Origin of the sequence: Paenibacillus sp. FSL H7-0714, assembly GCF_038003765.1 — a bacterium.
Taxonomy (GTDB): Bacteria; Bacillota; Bacilli; order Paenibacillales; family Paenibacillaceae; genus Paenibacillus_AQ.
Map to the genome: position 1 here is coordinate 5,401,680 of NZ_JBBOPT010000001.1, position 20,082 is coordinate 5,421,761.

At 45.9% G+C, this 20,082-nt stretch carries 15 protein-coding genes and 1 other annotated feature (1 of these 16 cut by a window edge); of the genes, 2 read left to right on the forward strand and 13 right to left on the reverse strand.

What is annotated here, in order from left to right:
- Positions 1–9: 9 nt before the first annotated feature.
- The 11 genes from NST34_RS24230 to lspA all read right to left on the reverse strand — a co-directional run bounded on the left by NST34_RS24230 (position 10) and on the right by lspA (position 14,481).
- Entirely contained in the window at positions 10–1,497 is a 1,488-nt protein-coding gene (locus NST34_RS24230) for an ABC transporter substrate-binding protein (RefSeq protein WP_339797913.1), read from the reverse strand.
- 534 nt (positions 1,498–2,031) lie between these two features.
- On the reverse strand, positions 2,032–2,670 hold the full coding sequence (gene pyrE / locus NST34_RS24235; RefSeq protein WP_042190802.1) for an orotate phosphoribosyltransferase: 639 nt from the start codon (positions 2,668–2,670) through the stop codon (positions 2,032–2,034).
- Complete coding sequence (gene pyrF, locus NST34_RS24240; protein WP_076284747.1) at positions 2,667–3,413, reverse strand: orotidine-5'-phosphate decarboxylase; 747 nt, start codon at positions 3,411–3,413, stop codon at positions 2,667–2,669. The genes pyrE and pyrF overlap by 4 nt, the downstream gene beginning before the upstream one ends.
- A gap of 110 nt (positions 3,414–3,523) precedes the next feature.
- Positions 3,524–6,751: a carbamoyl-phosphate synthase large subunit gene (carB, locus tag NST34_RS24245; RefSeq protein ID WP_341128910.1), complete on the reverse strand. Its 3,228-nt coding sequence runs from the start codon at positions 6,749–6,751 to the stop codon at positions 3,524–3,526.
- Position 6,752: 1 nt separating this feature from the next.
- Positions 6,753–7,931, reverse strand: a complete 1,179-nt coding sequence (gene carA, locus NST34_RS24250) for a glutamine-hydrolyzing carbamoyl-phosphate synthase small subunit (protein WP_042190808.1) — start codon at positions 7,929–7,931, stop codon at positions 6,753–6,755.
- A 118-nt stretch (positions 7,932–8,049) separates the two neighbouring features.
- Positions 8,050–9,333, reverse strand: coding sequence for a dihydroorotase (locus tag NST34_RS24255; protein ID WP_341128911.1), 1,284 nt, complete (start codon positions 9,331–9,333; stop codon positions 8,050–8,052).
- A 110-nt stretch (positions 9,334–9,443) separates the two neighbouring features.
- The gene (locus tag NST34_RS24260; protein ID WP_042190812.1) at positions 9,444–10,349 is read right to left on the reverse strand and encodes an aspartate carbamoyltransferase catalytic subunit; all 906 of its coding nucleotides are present in this window, start codon (positions 10,347–10,349) and stop codon (positions 9,444–9,446) included.
- A gap of 4 nt (positions 10,350–10,353) precedes the next feature.
- Positions 10,354–10,917: a bifunctional pyr operon transcriptional regulator/uracil phosphoribosyltransferase PyrR gene (gene pyrR / locus NST34_RS24265; RefSeq protein WP_149647673.1), complete on the reverse strand. Its 564-nt coding sequence runs from the start codon at positions 10,915–10,917 to the stop codon at positions 10,354–10,356.
- A gap of 626 nt (positions 10,918–11,543) precedes the next feature.
- Positions 11,544–12,797, reverse strand: a complete 1,254-nt coding sequence (locus tag NST34_RS24270; RefSeq protein ID WP_341128912.1) for an LL-diaminopimelate aminotransferase — start codon at positions 12,795–12,797, stop codon at positions 11,544–11,546.
- 207 nt (positions 12,798–13,004) lie between these two features.
- A complete protein-coding gene (locus NST34_RS24275; RefSeq protein WP_042190820.1) occupies positions 13,005–13,976 on the reverse strand; it encodes an RluA family pseudouridine synthase in 972 nt (323 codons plus the stop codon).
- Positions 13,969–14,481, reverse strand: coding sequence for a signal peptidase II (gene lspA / locus NST34_RS24280; RefSeq protein WP_042190823.1), 513 nt, complete (start codon positions 14,479–14,481; stop codon positions 13,969–13,971). The genes NST34_RS24275 and lspA overlap by 8 nt, the downstream gene beginning before the upstream one ends.
- A gap of 246 nt (positions 14,482–14,727) precedes the next feature.
- Between lspA and NST34_RS24285 the strand changes: the two genes are divergently transcribed.
- Positions 14,728–15,453 carry a TraR/DksA C4-type zinc finger protein gene (locus NST34_RS24285; RefSeq protein ID WP_042190825.1) on the forward strand — a complete coding sequence of 242 codons (726 nt, stop codon included), beginning with the start codon at positions 14,728–14,730 and terminating at the stop codon, positions 15,451–15,453.
- Positions 15,454–15,626: 173 nt separating this feature from the next.
- Positions 15,627–15,875 carry a hypothetical protein gene (locus NST34_RS24290; protein WP_341128913.1) on the forward strand — a complete coding sequence of 83 codons (249 nt, stop codon included), beginning with the start codon at positions 15,627–15,629 and terminating at the stop codon, positions 15,873–15,875.
- Positions 15,876–15,879: 4 nt separating this feature from the next.
- Here the strand turns inward: NST34_RS24290 and NST34_RS24295 are convergent, their stop codons facing one another.
- Together NST34_RS24295 and ileS are read right to left on the reverse strand one after the other, a co-directional pair.
- Positions 15,880–16,170, reverse strand: coding sequence for a DUF5665 domain-containing protein (locus NST34_RS24295; protein WP_371915735.1), 291 nt, complete (start codon positions 16,168–16,170; stop codon positions 15,880–15,882).
- A 335-nt stretch (positions 16,171–16,505) separates the two neighbouring features.
- Positions 16,506–19,598: an isoleucine--tRNA ligase gene (ileS, locus tag NST34_RS24300; protein ID WP_341059800.1), complete on the reverse strand. Its 3,093-nt coding sequence runs from the start codon at positions 19,596–19,598 to the stop codon at positions 16,506–16,508.
- A 374-nt stretch (positions 19,599–19,972) separates the two neighbouring features.
- Positions 19,973–20,082: a binding site (T-box leader), on the reverse strand (it continues 165 nt past the right edge of the window).

A 20,082-nucleotide genomic window follows, 5' to 3' on the forward strand; every position in this document is an offset into this window, starting at 1 on the left:
ATTCCAGAGTCATTCACCGATCGAGTCAAAATAGACCGTGGGATCTTTTTCAAGTGTATCCAGCATGGTATTCCCTTGCTTCTCCCAGGCTTTGAGTGCATTCTCGACGGTTTTCTTACCCTGATAAACATCAATGAATAATTGACGTCCAACATCACTAATTCGGCTAATCCCAGGCTTCTGCATCTGTAAACTGATCAATAAAGGATCCGTTGCAGGTAAAGGCTTAAGCGTATAAAAAGCTTCCAAATTTACAGAAGGGGTCTGAGCGGTAATATAATCCTTACGGGAAGTCAGTTCACTCTTGTTATGGGCTTTAATTTTCGCAACCTCATTACTGTTGACGAACTTAATCAAATCCCAGGCATCTTCCTTATTAGTAGCCGTAGAACTAATAGCCATCATATTACCAAGCCATGTTCCAATGGCAACATCCGGTTTTTCCTGAAAGGTAGGTACAGTAACCACACCCCATTTAATGGGACTGTAATTTTTGATCTTAGCAGCATTACGGGCCACTCCCGCCAGTTCATTGAGATAACCATATTCTCCAACGACCATTGCTGCTTTTCCTGTGAGGAACAGATCGCCTTGGATTGGACTGTAGGCATTCCCTTCTGTTCCTGCAAAATCCAACCCATTTAGCTCAGGTACAATTTGTTTCTTAACCAACTGGCTGTAAGTAGTCCAAGCCTGATTCCACTGTGTGGTATTTACAGTCATGTGCTGACCCTTATTATCGTACATCGTAAGTTCTAGCGGTGCGACATAGCTCTGCATATCCCAGAATGGATCACTTAAGTAACGGTTCATCGAGAACCCGTATATCCGAGTTTCTTTATTAGATGACTTCTTCGTCACCTTATCTGCCAGCGTAAACAGTTCATTCCAAGTCATCTTGTCCGTTGGATAGCCCACACCAGCAGCATCAAAGATTCCCTTGTTATAAAAAAGCGCACTAGACGAGAAGATTGGCGCCAACGCAAAAAGACTTCCTCTACCCAGTTCACGAACTCCATTCAGCATCGTAGGCGCCATATTGCTTAAATCATACTGATCACGCGCTATAAGCGGCTCCAGCGATTGGACAAGATTATGATCCACCAAACTCTTCACTAATGCGCTATCACCGACGATCACATCAACAGGCTTATCTCCTCCCATAATCGCTCGGATATTTTCCAAATTGTCAGAGCTTGCGTCTGAGGAGGTGTTATTGTACCGAAGGTCATTCGTATCTATAGCGGGAATAATCTCCAATTTGATTTCTGGATGCTGCAACTCATACATATCCGTAAACTGCTGACGAAAAAACGAATCGTCCTCCCCAGACCATAGACTCCCAATACGCAATACACGTTGCTCCACTGAAGCCTTAGAAGGCTCAGCCCAAGCCGTATTCCACCCATCAGAGATTAGTGGTAGTATCAGCGCAGCGCATACCCCAAGGCTTAACCAGCGGCGCCACAGCCGTTTATTGTTGTTTATATGATTCATTATTATATCCTCCCATAAAATACTTGATTCTTCTACATCTTATGGATAAATAATCCATAATCCTAGTAACAGTATAAAGCTTTAATCAAGAAGGGAAGTTACAGGACGTTTAAAGTTATACTACGATTTCTTCATATTATTCTCATAAAAATGTTACTAGGAGCTTTTGCAGATACACGATCTCCACTTTCCCACTAACCTGCTATCCTTCCTATGGCCGGCACAATCGGACCACCTGCGACTGGATAGTTGCACTTTCTGCAACTATTAGAGCTTCATTTATTTTGTTTTCCTTTTAATTGCACTCTGTACAATTAATAACCGTTACTAGAAGGTTTCGGCAGATACTAGGCTGATTATAATTGCACAAAGTGCAACTATAGTGCCAATTCCTCTAAGAAAAGTTAGTTTAAGTGTACAAAATACAACTATTCGTGTCTTGGATGACAGTTGAGTATGTTGTGTCTGTTAAAAAATAAAAGCCCCTCACTGAAAAGTGAGAGGCTCGCCTAAAATATACTCATTTATTTAAGCTTAAACACCAAATGATGAAGGATCTTTTCTCCAAGATTTCAGTACTTCTACGTCCGTCGATTCAATTTTACCTTGTGCAAGAGCCACATCAATCAATGTGCTGTAGTTGGACAAGCTTTGTAATGGCATTTCAGCTGCAGCAAAAGCATCCACTGCACGGTCCAGCTCATAGCTGAAGATTGCGAGTACAGCCAGCACTTCTGCGCCAGCTTCTTGCACGGCCTGAGCCGCTTTGATGGAGCTTCCACCTGTGGAGATCAGATCTTCAATAACAACAACCTTTTGTCCCGGTTTAATCAGACCTTCGATCTGATTCTGCTTGCCGTGGCCTTTAGCTTTATCACGGATATAAGCCATTGGCAGGTTCAGTTTATCTGCTACCCAAGCCGCGTGTGGAATACCCGCGGTTGCTGTACCTGCGATCACTTCAGCGTCCGGATACTCGCTCTTAATAAGCTGCGCGAAGGCATCTGCAATATAGTTACGAACTTCTGGGTAAGCCATAGTCAGACGATTGTCGCAATAGATCGGCGATTTGATACCAGAGGTCCATGTAAAAGGCTCCTGGGGACGCAGTGCTACTGCTCCAATCTCCAACAGATAACTTGCTACTTGTTCACTTCTATTTAATGAGCTCATGCTAGGGTCATCTCCTCAATAATGTTTAGTGCTGCTTGACGTGGATCTGGTGAAGCTGTAATCGGCCGTCCTACAACAAGGTAGTGACTACCCTGACGAATGGCTTTTCCAGGTGTCATAACCCGGGACTGATCGTCCAAGGAAGCACCTGCTGGCCGGATACCCGGTGTAACCGTGCAAAATGCTGGGCCGCAAGCTTCTGCGATAGCTGCGGACTCTTGTGGCGATGCTACTACACCATCTAGACCCGCATCGGCAGCCAGCTTGGCGTATCTTACCACAGTATCCGCTACCTCTCCAGCGATCCCAATTTCGTTATTCATCACTTCTTGACTCGTACTGGTTAGCTGGGTAACTGCAATAATCAAAGGCATCTTAAGGGCAGCATTAGCACTAACTGCTGAAGCCGCTCCTTCGCGTGCTGCCGCCATCATGGCTGAGCCCCCTGCTGCGTGTACGTTAAACATATCAGCACCAAGATTTGTAAGACTTTGAGCGCCACCTTTTACCGTGTTAGGGATATCATGCATTTTCACGTCAACGAACACAGAATAGCCACGAGATTTCAGCTCTTGAATAAATTCCGGTCCTGCCGTATAGAACAGCTGCATGCCTACCTTCATATAGCAAGGAATTCCTTCCAGCTTGTCGATTAAGGCTCTTGCTCCAGTAACATCAGGATAATCCAAGGCGACCATCAGACGATTCGCCATTGCTTTCCACTCTACTTCTCCTACTCCCATAACCATGCTCCTATCCAGTGCAGACTACATCCACACCCTTTATTTATTAGACCCTAGGCATAGCGGAACGGTCTGCGTAAACGCAAACCGCCCTATGCATCTTTATGAGATTAGTTCAATTGTCCGACAAAAGCAGGCATGGACTGTGACGAGAAGTTAATCGTCTGCAGCATTCTGAGAAGTGCCGTCACTGTATCCAGTGAAGTCATACATACGACGCCATTCTCAACCGCTTCACGGCGGATACGGAATCCGTCACGTTCTGGCGTTTTGCCTTTAGTCAGTGTATTAAAGACGAAGTTGGCTTGCCCACCACGAATCAAGTCGAGAATGTTTGGCGCACCTTCATCCAGTTTATTCACATTCATTACGTTGAGGCCTGCTTCTTCAAGCGCTTGTGCCGTGCCTCCAGTAGCAATGATTTTGTAACCCATGGAGTGGAAGCCTTTCATAAGTTCAACAGCTTCTGCTTTATCTTTATCTGCCACCGTAACGATGATAGCGCCTGTAGCTGGAATTTTCATCCCTGCTCCGATCAGACCTTTGTATAAAGCTTTTGCGTACAATTTATCACGGCCCATAACTTCACCGGTTGATTTCATTTCAGGTCCGAGTGTAGGTTCTACTCTGCGCAGTTTGGCAAAAGAGAACACTGGCACTTTAACCGATACATAATCGCTTTCCGGCCACAGACCTTCTGTATAACCGTCATCCTTCAGCTTGCTGCCGAGAATGATTTTAGTTGCCAAATGCGCCATTGGAATTCCTGTCACCTTGCTCAGGAAAGGAACCGTACGCGAGGAGCGTGGATTTACTTCGATTACGTACACTTCGTCCTGATAGATAACAAACTGGATGTTAACCAGTCCAATTGTTTTCAGTTCCTTAGCGATTTTAATTGTGATCTCAGCGATTTTCTCTTTTAGACCTTCATCCAGATATTGCGGAGGATATACGGCGATAGAGTCACCGGAGTGAACACCTGCGCGTTCGACATGTTCCATGATGCCCGGAATAACTACTGTCTCACCATCACAAATCGCGTCTACCTCAACCTCTTTACCTAGCATGTAACGGTCAATCAATACCGGATGCTCCGGATTCACTTTCACCGCTTCTACCATGTAGCTAAGCAGTTCAGTATCGTTATATACGATTTCCATTGCACGTCCACCTAGTACGTAGGAAGGACGTACCAGCACCGGATACCCAAGGGATTGTGCAGTTTCTACAGCTTGATCCACGTCGGTAACCGTCTTGCCTTTCGGTTGAGCGATATCAAGGCGTGCCAGCAAAGCTTCGAATTTCTTACGGTTCTCAGCTTCATCAATGCTATCAAGGCTAGTTCCAAGAATCTTCACACCAGCAGCACTTAGAGGTGCCGCAAGGTTAATCGCTGTTTGACCTCCGAATTGAACAATAACTCCAATCGGATTCTCTTGCGCAATTACGTTCATGACATCTTCGAAGAATAGGGGTTCAAAATACAACCGGTCCGAAGTATTAAAGTCTGTAGATACAGTCTCAGGGTTATTATTGATGATAACCGCTTCATATCCAGCCTTTTGAATGGCCCATACCGCATGGACTGTGGAGTAATCGAACTCAATCCCTTGACCGATCCGGATTGGACCAGATCCCAGCACGATAACCTTTTGCTTATCAGAATGAATGACCTCGTTCTCAGTCTCATAAGTCGAGTAGTAATAAGGTGTAGAAGCTTCGAACTCAGCCGCACAAGTGTCTACCATTTTGAACACAGGTGTTAAACCTTGCTCCAAACGTAGCGCGCGCACATCAGCTTCTTTGGTAAATTTCCCGTTCGCTTGTCCTTCTGCACGAATCTCAGCAATCGCACGGTCTGTAAAGCCTTTACGTTTCGCTTGGTATAGAGTTTCCGCAGACAAAGTTTCTTCGCCGCGAATAACCTCTTCAAAGTTAATCAAACCTTCAATTTTGGAGAGGAACCACCAGTCCACGTTCGTAATATCCTGGATTTCTTGCAAACCGTAACCACGGCGGAAAGCTTCAGCAATCAGGAACAGACGCTCATCGTCAGGCTTCGCAAGACGTTCACGCAGCACGCTCTCTTCCAGTGTCTCTGCACCTGGCAGACGGAACCGGTGAACACCAATTTCCAAGGAACGGATCGCTTTATGAATCGACTCTTCAAAAGTACGGCCGATCGCCATTACTTCGCCTGTCGCTTTCATTTGCGTACCCAGCTTACGGTTCGCATGAATGAACTTGTCGAACGGCCAGCGTGGAATTTTACTTACGATATAGTCAAGTGTAGGCTCAAAGCATGCATAAGTCTGTCCGGTAACCGGATTGACGATTTCATCCAGCGTGTAACCCATCGCGATTTTGGCAGCCATTTTGGCAATCGGATATCCAGTTGCTTTGGACGCCAAAGCCGAGGAACGGCTGACACGCGGGTTTACTTCGATTACATAATATTGATAACTTTGCGGATCAAGTGCGAATTGTACGTTACATCCACCCTCAATATTCAGGGCGCGGATGATTTTGAGCGAAGCTGTGCGCAGCATTTGGTATTCACGATCCGATAACGTCTGGCTAGGTGCCACAACGATACTGTCACCTGTATGTACGCCTACAGGATCAAAGTTTTCCATGTTGCAGACAACGATACAGTTGTCATTAGCATCACGCATAACCTCGTATTCAACTTCCTTCATGCCGGCAATACTCTTCTCAACCAGACATTGTCCGATCGGGCTGTAACGAATTCCTGCTTTGACAGTTTCACGCAGCTCTTCTTCGTTATCGCAGATCCCGCCGCCTGTGCCGCCAAGCGTATAAGCTGGACGTACAATCAAAGGGAATCCAATTTCCTCAGCGAATTTCATTGCTTCATCTACAGTAGTGATAATGGTGCTGTCCGGTACAGGTTGATCCAATTCACGCATTAGATCACGGAACAAATCGCGATCTTCTGCTTTCTCAATGGAATCAAGCTGTGTACCGAGAAGCTTAACATTCTCTTGCTCAAGTACACCTGCACGAGCCAATTCTACAGCCATATTTAGGCCAGTTTGACCGCCCAGCGTTGGAAGCAATCCATCTGGACGCTCTTGGCGAATAATCGCAGTTACGAATTCAAGCGTAATAGGCTCGATGTACACTTTATCTGCAATATTTGTATCTGTCATAATCGTTGCTGGATTGCTGTTAATCAGTACGACTTCCACGCCTTCTTCTTTAAGGGCTTGGCAAGCCTGAGTTCCTGCGTAGTCAAACTCCGCTGCTTGGCCGATGACGATCGGTCCGGAACCGATCACTAGTATTTTTTTAAGTTTATCGTTCTTTGGCATGTTATAGAGCTCCTTTCACGGCTTCAAGCTGTAAGTTAGTTTTTGGCGCCGTGATTCTGGCGTTTGCCGCAAGTTGTGCCTGACGTGAAACAACAGGTGTCTTTGCTTTATGATCGGCAATCAATTGGAGGAAGCGATCGAATAAGTAGCTGCTGTCATGTGGTCCTGGCGCCGCTTCTGGATGATATTGCACCGAAAATGCTGGGTAACGAGTATGTTTAATACCTTCAACAGTCTTATCATTATTATTAATGTGAGTAACTTCTAGTTCAGTGTTCTTCACAGATTCCTCATTCACGGTATAACCATGGTTCTGGGAAGTGATGAAGCAGCGTCCGCTTTCCAGTTCCTTCACAGGGTGATTCCCACCGCGGTGACCGAATTTCAGCTTCTCTGTATCCGCTCCACAAGCAAGTGCAAACAACTGATGACCAAGGCAGATGCCGAAGATCGGATATTCACCAAGCAATTCGGAAATCGTCTTGACAGCGTGAGGCACATCTTTCGGGTCCCCAGGGCCGTTGGACAGTAGGATACCATCTGGGTTCAGACGGCGAACTTCTTCCGCTTTTACATCATGTGGCACTACAACAACATCACAACCACGTTCGTTAAGCTCACGTAGGATACCAGCCTTCGCACCGTAATCCACAAGTACAATTCTTTCTTTGTTGCCTGGGCTGCTGTACGAACTTGCAGTTGATGTACGAGCTACCTGATTGCGCAATTCCTCAATCGTAGTATTTCCCATCATTTCCATCAGTTCCTCTACACGTTTGTTAGAGGTGGTCAAGATCGCTTTCATTGTTCCGTAGTGGCGAATAATCCGAGTCAACATCCGAGTATCAATCTCGCTGATCCCTGGAATATCGTATTCTTTTAACAAGTCGTCCACACTATATTCAGCACGCCAGTTACTAGGTACTTCTTCATGACGGCGCACTACAAAGCCGTGTACAAAAGGTCGAACAGATTCAAAGTCATCCCGAGTAATCCCGTAGTTCCCGATCAATGGGTAAGTCATAGTAACGATTTGTCCGCAATATGAAGGGTCAGACAGCACCTCTTGATATCCTGTAATTCCTGTATTAAAAACAACCTCGCCTGTCTTCTCGCCCTCAGCGCCAAATGCGGTACCTGTAAATAAAGTTCCGTCTTGCAGCAGCAATCTCGCCTGCATTCCATTCCACTCCTTCTTGTTTCTGTAGTCTAATGCTTATGCCTTACAAGCCTTCCGGAGTGAACGTGTACACAATCGCTGCATCCGTAAAGATCAGCAACTCCGCCCCACCAGTCCGCTAGTTTTTCTCAGTCCATACGGCTTTGCCGTCTACCCATGTCATTACTGGCCAGCCCTTAAGCTTCCAGCCACCGAAAGGAGTATTCCGTCCTTTACTTGCGAAAGATCCTGGGTCTACTTCTTTCTCCTGCTCCAAATCAATCAGTGTCAAATCTGCAGGAGCTCCGATATCCATCACACCGGTGTTCAGTCTGAATACCCGTGCAGGATCAGCAGTCATTCTTTGTACTAGTAAGGATAAATCCCATTTCCCTGTTGCTACAAACGCTGTGTATAGTAGTGGGAAAGCTGTTTCGAATCCAACGATACCAAAAGGTGCAAGTTGCATGCCTTTAGCCTTCTCTTCCTCACTATGCGGCGCATGATCCGTAACAATCATATCTAGTGTGCCGTCAAGCAAACCTTCGATACATGCTTCAACATCGCGGCGGGAGCGAAGCGGCGGGTTCATTTTCCAATTGGCATCAAGGCCTGGAATATCTTCTTCAGAGAGCAGCAAGTGATGCGGACACACTTCAGCAGTTACTTTAATGCCGATTTCTTTCGCTTGGCGAATCAGTCGCACCGATTGTTCAGTACTTACATGGCACACATGGTAATGAACGCCTGTCGCTTCAGCCAGCAAAATATCGCGTCCAACATGGATGGCTTCTGACTCATTTGGAATTCCTTTCAGGCCATGCTTTCTTGCGAACTCACCTTCGGCTACACAGCAGCCTTCAACCAGTGAATTATCCTCACAGTGAGCAATGACTGGCATATCCAGTGCTGCGGCGATGTTCATAGCATCTTTCATCATTTGAGCACTTTGCACGCCCACGCCGTCATCGGTATAACCAATAGCTCCAGCTTCTTTAAGCGCTGCAAAATCAGTCAGCTCACGTCCGAGCTCATTTTTCGTAATGGCTGCATAAGGAAGGACTTTAACGAGTCCTGCTTCACGCGCTTTGTCTTTGACAAATTGTACGATTTCCGGGGTATCTGTTACTGGACGGGTATTAGGCATACAAGCGATGGTTGTAAATCCGCCTTTGGCAGCCGAACGACTTCCGGTTTCCACTGTTTCCTTGTGTTCAAATCCCGGTTCGCGTAAGTGCACATGCATATCAATGAGTCCTGGAATGAGCAGCTTACCTTCAGCATCAATGATCTCTCCAGCTTCTGGAGCAGCTTCATTTCCATCGATTAAGCCCGAGATAACACCTTCTTCAAGTACAATATGTTTCCGCTCTAACAAGCCTTCCTTATTCAATACGCTGGCGTTTCTAATAATCACTGTCATGATTCTACCTTTACCCACAGATCCCGGCTGCGGGCCCTCTCGTTATTATATAATAAAAATTCATGTTTGTGTATATTTATTAGTCCTTATTCATCATCATTCTTTGAACTTTATAATAAAGCTCTTTCGAGAACTGCCATCCGAACCGGAACCCCATTAGACATTTGCGGGAAAATCCTTGATTGACTGCTCTCTACAACTGCATCATCAATCTCGACATTCCGGTTAACCGGAGCTGGGTGCATAATGATTGTATCTTTTGCGAGCTTAGCTGCGCGTTCTTCCGTTAAACCATAATGTCTGCGGTAATCTTCCGCGGAAAGTACGATACCAGAAGAATGACGTTCCAGCTGCACACGAAGCATCATGACTACATCTGCTTTAAGAGCTTCTTCTATGGTTACATAAGGTGCGTATTCCATAAGCTCAGGAGCCTTCATATTCTCCGGTGCACAGAATTGCACTTTAGCCCCTAGCTTTGTAAGTCCCCACAGATTGGAGCGTGCTACCCGGCTATGCATGATGTCCCCGATAATAGAAACCGTGAGACCCTTTAAATCTCCAAACGTTTTGGTCATGGTGTAAAGATCAAGCAGCGCTTGTGTTGGATGTTCATTGTTGCCGTCACCCGCATTAATAAGCGGTATGGACACCTTCTCAGCTAACTGCTGCAGCACACCTGCAGGCTTCAAACGCACAACTCCGGCATCGATCCCCATCGATTCCAGTGTGCGTACTGTATCGTAGATCGACTCCCCTTTTTCTACACTAGAAGCTGCAGCCGTAAAATTCAGTACTTGTGCACCCAGTCGTTTCTCTGCCATTTCAAAGGAGAAACGAGTGCGTGTGCTGTTCTCAAAGAACATGTTAGAAATAAAATGCGAGTTCAAAATGGGAGTTAGCTTCTCGCTCTGATTGTCCCAGTATGCCGTTCTGTCCAGCAGCCCAGTGATTTCCGACCGGTCAAGCTCTTTTATTCCCAGCAGACTACGTTCCTTTACCTTAGTAAGTGTCATGATGTTATCGTTCCTCCCGGTTTGAAATAATGTAGACCTCGTCTTTGCCGTCGTACTCCTTCAGCGCCACTTCAATCTGCTCATGCTTTGAGGTAGGTACATTCTTACCGATGTAGTCTGGTCGGATCGGCAGCTCACGGTGTCCACGGTCAGCCAGTACTGCTAGTTGAATCATTCGTGGGCGTCCACAATCCATCAAAGCGTCCATCGCCGCGCGGATGGTGCGTCCGGTGTAAAGCACATCGTCGAACAAAATGACCTTCTTATCATGGATGCCATCATTGCCGGAAGTAATAATGACGTTACTCTTCACTACTGCTTCACTGCCTCCTACTTCACGGTCATCCCGATAATGCGTGATGTCGAGTTCGCCGTAAGGAATCTCGACGCCTTCAATTTCCTTGATCCGCTCAGCGATGCGCTGTGCTAGGTATACGCCTCTTGTCCGGATACCGACCAGCAAACAATTCTCAATCCCTTTGTTCTTCTCCAAAATCTCATGAGCAATACGCGATAATGCCCGGCGGATCGCCGTTTCGTCCATAATTACATTTTTCTCAGTAACCATAATCTTGTCACCCTCCACTTGTTTCGCCTGTTCAAGTTCCTGGAAATCAAAAAACTCCTTGCCTATAACAGGCAAGGAGTGAAATCCGCAGATGAAGAAGATGGTGGCCGCGCGCATAAAAAGACAGTCCGGTGTAAACACACGGATACCTTTCTAAGAGTCGCGAACCTCGATTCACGTTACCTTGCCAGCCTCACAGGACTGAATTAAAGGCGCTATTCATTTAATGAGAATTATGACAGAACAAACCCTGCATGTCAACTTTATCTGCCTAAACTACAACACTTTCCAAGCCTGCTTCTATTAACAACAAAAGGAAGGCGGTATTATAGGGAAAACCGGAAAACCTCCCTATAATTAGGCCACAATAGTCATTATGATCAGTTTATGCGGAATTCCTCCCTATAAATTGAAGGATTTCCTTGAATACAATCAAATATGCTGAAATAGAGGGGGAAATTCCCTATATTCTAGCGGATTGAAGCTAAAACACAAAATTAGAGGGAAGAATTCCCTATCTTACAGTAGCTCTATTCTACAGTAGTCTAATCCACAGTAGACTAGCCACTCCATAAAGAAAAGCCACCCAAGATTTCCCTTAGGCGGCTTCAATGTCTAACTAATGTTTAAAATTCAAACTCCACATCGCTTAAGCGTCTTTGGATTTCAGAGATGACACGTCTTTCTTCCTCTTCCCCTTTAGCAATAAAGGTAACAGAGAAACGTACAAACGGACCTGCATCATCCCAAGGCACGGTGGAGATTAGCTTCTCACGAATCAGGAATTGCGAGAAATCCTCACCGGATTCGAAACGGCGACCACCTTTGACACCCTTAGGTGCTGCAACATAAAGGAAGAAGGAGCCCTTTGGTTTCTCAGCTTGGAAGCCCAGGCTGTTCAGTGCATCTACCAACAGGTTGTGACGACGAGAATACTTGGCAGCAATCGCTTCAGTAATCTCTGGATGAGCAAGACCGTAAGCCGCAGCTTTTTGAATCGCGATAAATTGACCGGAATCATTATTATCCTTCACATCACTGAAGGCTTTAACAACTAAAGGATTCCCAGCAACAAAACCGATTCTCCAGCCTGTCATATTGTAGGACTTGGACAAGGAATGCAGCTCCACGCCAACATCCTTAGCACCTGGCACAGAGAGGAAGCTAAGCGGCTTCAAACCGTCATAGGTCAAGGCAGCATATGGTGCATCGTGGATAACGACTACATCATATTTTTTAGCCCATGCAACTACCTCAGCAAAAAACTCAGGAGTCGCACTAGCGCCCGTCGGATTGTTTGGATAGTTCAAGTAAAGAAGCTTGGCTTTATGAGCAACTTCTTCTGGAATTTCGTTCAGATCTGGAAGGAAGTTATTCTCTTTCTTCAGCTCTACTGTAAACACTTGTCCACCCAAGTATTTAGTGTGTGTACCCAGCACTGGATAACCCGGCACCGTCATGATCGTAATATCTCCTGGGTTAATGAAGCAAGAAGGCAACATCGCCAGTGCAGGCTTAGAACCGATCGAGTGAACTACCTCCGTAACGGGATCAATACCTTCAACACGGAATACTTCCCGCAAATAATCAGCAGCAGCTGTCTTAAACTCAGCAATTCCATTGTCCGCATAACCACGGTTTTCTTCCTTAGCTGCTTCTTCTGCAAGCTTAGCCACGATACCTGCATCAGCCATCTCATCTGGCTCGCCTACGCCCATATCGATCAATTCAATATCAGGGAAATCCAGTTTTGCGGATGCTTTAGCACGTTTGATTTTCTCGAATTTATAAATCGAAGTGTCCTTGCCGTAGTTCGCACCGCCGATACGGTCTGCAAAATTAGTCTGAATGAAGCTGTCTTGGTATTGTTCAATACTCATACTTTCATCTCATCTCCTGGCTATCTATTCTAATTTTAGAAGAAACGGCTTCGCCGTCCCTTGGATGGCTTATGTTTCTAGAGATCCGTTTCTGTGATAAAAAATAAGGATAAAGAATAAGGCATAACCTTCTCTTTATCCTTATGTTATTAAATATGATGGAAAGCAGAGTTCAATACCATAGACTAATTATCACTTCATTTGTACTTATCTGCTGCGCAATGTGAACAGAACATCTTCCATGTCTTCCGGAATAGGTCTGCTGAATTCTTTATATTCACCTGTCGTAGGATGAATAAATCCAAGCACCGCCGCATGTAACGCCTGTCCATTCATAGCTGTTCCTTTACTGCGTCCATAAATCGGATCACCCACAAGCGGATGACCAATGAATTTCATATGCACTCTGATCTGATGCGTGCGGCCAGTCTCCAGCTGCAGCTCCAGTAGTGTACAGTCACCGAAACGTTCCATCACTGTAAAATGGGTCACAGATTTCTTGCTGTTCTTTTCCGTTACAGTGTATAGCTTGCGATCATGTGGATCTCTACCGATCGGAGCGTCAACCGTTCCTTTGTCATGCGACAAATTGCCGTGTACAACTGCTATATAGCGGCGTGTTACACTGTGCTCTTTAAGCTGTGCTGCGAGCGACGCGTGACTGGCATCATTTTTAGCCACCATAATAAGACCAGAGGTATCCTTATCAATACGGTGTACAATACCTGGACGAATCTCACCATTAATACCGGACAGATCCTTGCAGTGATACATCAGTGCATTTACCAAGGTGCCTGACGGGTGCCCGGCAGCCGGATGTACAACCATACCACGCGGCTTATTTATAACAATGACATCGCTGTCTTCGTATACAACTTCAAGTGGAATATTCTCTGGGATCAAGTCTGTAACTTCCGCTTCTGGTACGACAATGGAAACTTTATCGCCTTCTGAGAGCTTATAGTTAGCTTTAACCGGTGCCCCATTAACCGTAACATGGCCACCACTGATCCACAGCTGCACCTGAGAACGAGAAATATCCTCTTCCCAAGATTCCGTTATATATTTATCGATTCGCTCCCGCGCGTTCTCTGCTGAAACGGTCCACTCCGTGACGTCCCTCTCTTCTTCGCTCGTAGATGCCGCTTGGTGATTGACGTCTTTACTCAAATCATTCATTCCCTTCTTTTACTTCCTTTGCTTCTTTTACTTCTTTGATTTCCGTGATTTCTTCACCATTCTTAAGATCGCGGAAGGAGTCCAAAAGAATCAACCCAACCCCAATGACGATACATGAATCCGCAACGTTAAAAATCGGGAAGCTATAGCTTCCAAAATTAAACAGAAGGAAATCGACAACCTCACCACTGATCATCCGGTCTAGGAAGTTACCTATCGCTCCACCCAGAACAAGTCCAAGGGCGACCGATAGCATCTTCCGCGAATGTCTAGTTTTGTTCAAGTACCAAACGATACCTGCAACCACTACAACCGTAACTAAAAAGAAGAACCATTGCTGACCTTGTAGAATCCCAAAAGCAGCCCCGCGATTACGATGTGAGGTAATTAGGAAGAAATTCCCGATCACCGGAATCTGTTCTCCAAGTTCAAGACGTGTGGCAATGAGATACTTCGTTCCCTGATCCACCAAAAATACAATAAGAGCAATCAAATAGTACACCACAGAAGTTGTCACTCCGTTCTTATTTTTCCCGCCAAATGCGGTACGAATACTGTTATAAGACTTGTATATTGTAGCACAGCCCTTAGAAGATCGTCTATTGCGTGACACCTCGCGGGCGCTTAATCTTGGGGACTATTTTCCATCGCTAAAATAACGCCTCTCAGGTCAACCTAACAAAGAACCATCCGGTGCAAATCGGTTTGTCGGAAGGATTCTTAAAAAAGTACAGAAAGGAGCTTACTCATCATGACGCACCTGACAGTACAGCAGCTCTCAGAGCTACGCGCCCGATTAGAAAAAGACCGTGATACTATTCAGCACAGGCTTCAGAATAATGAAAATTACGGCTTACAGGAATCCATGCGGGATGGCACCGGAGAACTTTCCGAGAATGACAACCATCCTGGCGATGCAGCCACCGATTTGTATAACCGCTCCATGGATATTTCACTGCTAGAGCGGGACGAGCATGAGCTGGATGATATTGAAGCTGCTCTCAACGCTATGGATGAAGGCACCTATGGGATATGTAAAGCTAGCGGTAAACCGATCCCTTTTGAGCGTCTATCCGCTATTCCCTCCACGCTTTATTGTAAAGAGCATGCCCCACGTCAAAATGCACCTTTTACTCGGCCCATTGAAGAAGAATTTTTGTCTCCTCCATTTGGGCGTACGAGTCTCGATGAACGAGAGGATCAAAACGGCTTTGACGGTGAGGATGCCTGGCAGATTGTAGAAAGCTATGGAAACTCCGATTCCCCCGCCATGGCGGAGGGCAGCAACATTGACTCCTATAATGATATGGAAATTGAAGCTGATGAGCTGGAAGGCTGCGTAGAGCCTTGGGAGAACTTTATCGCCACCGATATTACAGGCAACAATGTAGTTGTAGTACCGGGACGTAGCTACGAGCGTTACAAGGATAGTGGCGAGGGAAGTTACATGCTTGATCCTCTCGAAGGCGAGGAGTAAAAGCATCGTCCCCACAAAAAAATGAACAGCGTGCGGTTCCAGTTTCATTGTGGAATGGCCCGCTGTTTTTTTATTTTTTCTGCGCTATGTCATTTTGTTAAGAAAATGTTCAGATTCAGCTGGTAAACTGATCTAACGCATGCTGAAATCGACATACAAGGAGTGTAACGTAAGTGAATCATGACTATTTTAAAAATGTACAACAACTCAGTCATGAAGATGACCGACGATATTTATTATTAATGAGAGGCTTACGCATCTTACACGAGGAAAAAAAGCAGCGCAGCCCTCTCCAAAGATTAAAAAAGGAAAGGTACGGACTGGGGAGAAATATAGAAGCCCAAGGTTGGATAAATACACCAAATAAGATTGACCGAACCCCACTCTCTCCTACAAACCAAGTAAAGACAGCTACGCCTTAAAAAGCTATTTGAATTCCAGCTGACGCTGAACAATTCGTACAATATCCGCAATATAATCTCCGATGATCGGTAGATTCAAGGCTCCAAGAACCTGAAGAACATAGATGATCGTTGCCGCAAAAAAAGTAAAGCCAAGCGCGATCCCTACTCCACGAGCCGCTCCATATAAAATATTTTTCCAAATTAGAGTCCAAGGTGAATATAACAGCTCCGTATACTGATAAATTCGTGATTTCTCTAAGATATGGGCCCATTCAAAGGTTAATCGATACATTGTATTCATTTTTTCTTCCAGTGGAATGTCTTCTGGATTGCGATGATCTGCTGTTAAACGCTCAGGGTTTTCCTCAGGAATAACCTTTTTCTCCGCTCCCTTATCTGGGCTGTTCTTGTTGCCGGATGTCTTGACGGAGATTCTGTTCTTCTGATCCTCCACAGCCACAGCTCCTCTCATACGTCTATATTCGCCACAAAGTAAACGAGCCCGGTCAAAGAGAATACATCTCCTTGAGCACGAGGCTCGTTATTTTCGCGGGCGAAATATAAAGACTATATTTCCCGCATAAACAGAAGTTCTCTGTTTACACTTGTGCCGCTAGTATATGCTGTTTTGGGACAGGTAATGCAGATTTACACTTCAATATGGATACCGATGGATTTACCACCGACATCTACCGTTTCAAAAGCGTGTTCTCCGCCAAAATCAACCGTAGTCACAAGTACATTGTCTCGCAATACATTCTCAAAGGCTGTAACTGCTGCTTTAAGCTCATCGTCTACACTCAGCGTGAGTGCGATCCGTTTCTCGATCGGCAGATCCAAACGTTTACGGTAATCTTGAACCGCACGAATGATCTCACGAACCCAGCCTTCTTGTTCAAGCTCAGGTGTGATTTCGGTATTGAGCGCAACCGTAATTCCATATCCGGAAGCTGCGGCGAAACCTGCTTTAGCTTCTTTTTCAACGAGTAGCTCTTCAGAAGTGATCACCAGTTCTTCTCCCTCTGGCGTCGCAATCGCGATTGAGCCATCTTGCACCGCTTTGCGGGTAGAGTCACTGTCCAAAGCTTTTAGGAAGCCTTGCAGGAAGCCGACGTTTTTACCGTATTTTTTACCGGCAACTTTAAGATTCAGCTTGAGTGTGAAGTCAACAAATCCACTATCGCTAGTCTCTAGCACGATGTTCTTGATGTTGATCTCGTCTTTGATGATCTCTTCATACTCAGCCAAATGGAAGTCACGGTTCATCGAAACGATCAGCTCAGACAGCGGTTGACGATTCTTAATGCCTGTTTCGTTACGCACGTTACGCGCCAGCTCAACGATTTGTCTCGCACTTTCCATATCCTCTTCCAGCTCTTTATCGATCAAGCTCTCATCAGCAACCGGATAATCTGCTAAATGCACACTTTCTCCGCCGCCAAGGTTCGTGAAGATATCTTCAGACAACATCGGTGTAAATGGAGCCATCAAAGACGCTGTCTTCAAAAGCACATGGGTCAGTGTACGGTAAGCATCCAGCTTATCTTCACCTAGACCACTACCCCAGAAACGATCACGGGAACGACGGATATACCAGTTACTCAGCTCATCTATAAAGTTCTCAATACCTTTGGATGTATTCACGAAGTCATTAACTGCAAGTCCTTTGTCTACCAAAAGAATCAAGCTGTTCAGACGGGACAAAATCCAGCGGTCCAGCTTATGTTCTGATACTTTAAAAGGATGATCGGCAGGATCATAACCATCGATGCCGGCATAAAGCGTCAAGAACGCATGCGTATTCACCAGTGTATCTACAACTTTCGATTTGGTTTCCCCTACAAGACCACGAGAGAAACGTTTGTTATTCCACGGTGCACTATCGGATAGAATCGCCCAACGGAAAGCATCCGTGCCGTAATCGTTCATGATATCCCAAGGATCAATAACATTGCCTTTTGATTTGGACATTTTTTGACCATTCTCATCAAGGATATGACCGTGAGCAATAACAGCTTTATATGGAGCTTTACCTTTAAACAAGGTAGATACAGCTAGTAAGCTGTAGAACCATCCACGTGTCTGGTCGATCCCTTCACAGATCATATCCGCTGGATATTGATCATTCAGCTTATCCTCGTTCTCAAATGGATAATGACTTTGCGCAAATGGCATCGAACCACTATCGAACCAAACATCGATAACTTCTGGTGTGCGAACCATCTCTGCGCCTTCGCTGAAAGGACTGCGTAGCTTGATCTTATCTACAAAAGGCTTATGCAGCTCGATATCCTCAGGAACATCACCAATCGCCATCGCTCTTAGTTCTTCAATGCTGTGTGGAGCGAACTCTTTGCCCGTTTCTTGACATACCCAAACATTAAGCGGTGTGCCCCAGTAACGATTACGGCTGATATTCCAGTCCACCAGTTCATCCAGGAACTTCCCGAAACGTCCTTCACGTACATGATCAGGATACCAATCTACACTGTTGTTGTTAGCAATCAGCTGATCTTTGATCGCTGTAGTGTTGATGAACCAGCTGTCTGTTGCGTAGTACAAGAGTGGTGTATCACAACGCCAGCAGAACGGATAGCTGTGCTCGTATTTTTCTTTACCGTAAAGCAGTCCTTTTTCAGACAAAGCTTTAACGATATCCAAATCGCAATCTTTCACGAAGCGTCCAGCAAAATCAGACACTACATCCGTATACTTACCGGAATTATCAACCACGTTCACGAAGCTGATGCCGTTCTCGCGGCAAGTCTTATAGTCATCTTCACCATGCGCTGGTGCCATGTGTACGATCCCAGTACCACTGGAATCTGTAACGAAGGAAGCACCTACGATGACATTGCTTTTCTCTGCCTTGATGTATCCGAATGGAGGAGCGTAGGTTTTGCCGATAAACTCGGAACCTTTATGTGTAGAAAGGACTGTGTGCTCGCCTTTCATTACTTCCTCCACCAAATTTTTGGCAACAATGTAGATACCGTCTTCTTGTTGTACACGTACATAATCCATGTCAGGGTTCATGGCTAACGCCATATGTGCTGGCAGCGTCCAAGGTGTAGTCGTCCAAGCTAGTACGTAGTCTCCACTGTCATCCAGTTTGAACTTTGCAGTCGCACTGAGATCCTTGACGGTCTTGTAGCCTTGGGCTACTTCATGGGAGCTTAGGGTAGTCTGACAGCTTGGGCAGTAAGGACTAACCCGATGTCCGCGGTAGAGCAACCCTTTGTCATGCACAGTAGCCAAGATGTTCCACACGCTCTCGATATACGTGTTATCCAAAGTTACGTAAGGATTATCTAGATCCGTCCAGTATCCGATACCCTCTGTAAACTCGCGCCATTGCTTCTCATAACCGAAGACGCTATCTTTACATTCCTGAATGAATTTTTCTACGCCATATTCCTCGATCTCTTGTTTGCCGGAGATGCCAAGCTTCTTTTGTACGCCTAGTTCTACTGGCAAACCGTGTGTATCCCAGCCCGCTTTACGTACCACGCGGTAACCTTTCATCGTTTGGTAACGACCGATGAAATCCTTGATTACACGGCCTAGCACGTGCCCGATATGCGGTGCACCGTTCGCTGTTGGAGGACCTTCGTAAAATACATAGTTCGGACGTCCTTCACGATTCTCCATCGATTTACGGAACGTATTTTCGTCGCTCCATTTCTTGAGTATGCGGACATCTCTTGCCCGCGCTTTTTCTTTGACATCTACTTTTTGCATGTGATGGTCAATCCTTTCATGGTTTAGTCTTTAAAGCTCTTTTCGATCCTTGGGCAGTCTGATTCAGCTCTTGCCTTCGGTACCCGAGCCGCGATCCCGTAGGGCAGCACTGGCTCGGGGTGCCACATGGAGCGGCGAGTGAAACGCCGGTCTGCTCTAGCAGTGAAGGCCCCGCAGGCTAACCCGCCAGGGGAGCCTAAGAAGGGCCGCTCCTTCAGCCACCTGAGTCCGTTCGCTTCCACCATCGTACCCGTTTGCACGAGGCTTTACATTGCGGGTGTCCAGAGGGCGGCAGCCCTTTGGGGTCCCCCTTAGAAAGGGGGATTTAGGGGGATGCCCACCCCGGAACAACAAAATAAGCGTCATCCCACCCCCAAAGGGGCGAGACAACGCTCGCGATACCACCCTAATTCTGCGCATGAGCACATCCTTAAGGGGAGTGTATTCAGCACAATCTCAGTCCTGCGCGTAAATCTCATGCACA

Coding starts and splice junctions, on each gene's coding strand:
- NST34_RS24230 (WP_339797913.1), bottom strand. CDS start 1,497: ATGAATCATATAAACAACAATAAACGGCTGTGGCGCCGCTGGTTAAGC.
- pyrE (WP_042190802.1), bottom strand. CDS start 2,670: ATGAGCTCATTAAATAGAAGTGAACAAGTAGCAAGTTATCTGTTGGAG.
- pyrF (WP_076284747.1), bottom strand. CDS start 3,413: ATGGGAGTAGGAGAAGTAGAGTGGAAAGCAATGGCGAATCGTCTGATG.
- carB (WP_341128910.1), bottom strand. CDS start 6,751: ATGCCAAAGAACGATAAACTTAAAAAAATACTAGTGATCGGTTCCGGA.
- carA (WP_042190808.1), bottom strand. CDS start 7,931: ATGCAGGCGAGATTGCTGCTGCAAGACGGAACTTTATTTACAGGTACC.
- NST34_RS24255 (WP_341128911.1), bottom strand. CDS start 9,333: ATGACAGTGATTATTAGAAACGCCAGCGTATTGAATAAGGAAGGCTTG.
- NST34_RS24260 (WP_042190812.1), bottom strand. CDS start 10,349: ATGACACTTACTAAGGTAAAGGAACGTAGTCTGCTGGGAATAAAAGAG.
- pyrR (WP_149647673.1), bottom strand. CDS start 10,917: ATGGTTACTGAGAAAAATGTAATTATGGACGAAACGGCGATCCGCCGG.
- NST34_RS24270 (WP_341128912.1), bottom strand. CDS start 12,797: ATGAGTATTGAACAATACCAAGACAGCTTCATTCAGACTAATTTTGCA.
- NST34_RS24275 (WP_042190820.1), bottom strand. CDS start 13,976: ATGAATGATTTGAGTAAAGACGTCAATCACCAAGCGGCATCTACGAGC.
- NST34_RS24285 (WP_042190825.1), top strand. CDS start 14,728: ATGACGCACCTGACAGTACAGCAGCTCTCAGAGCTACGCGCCCGATTA.
- ileS (WP_341059800.1), bottom strand. CDS start 19,598: ATGCAAAAAGTAGATGTCAAAGAAAAAGCGCGGGCAAGAGATGTCCGC.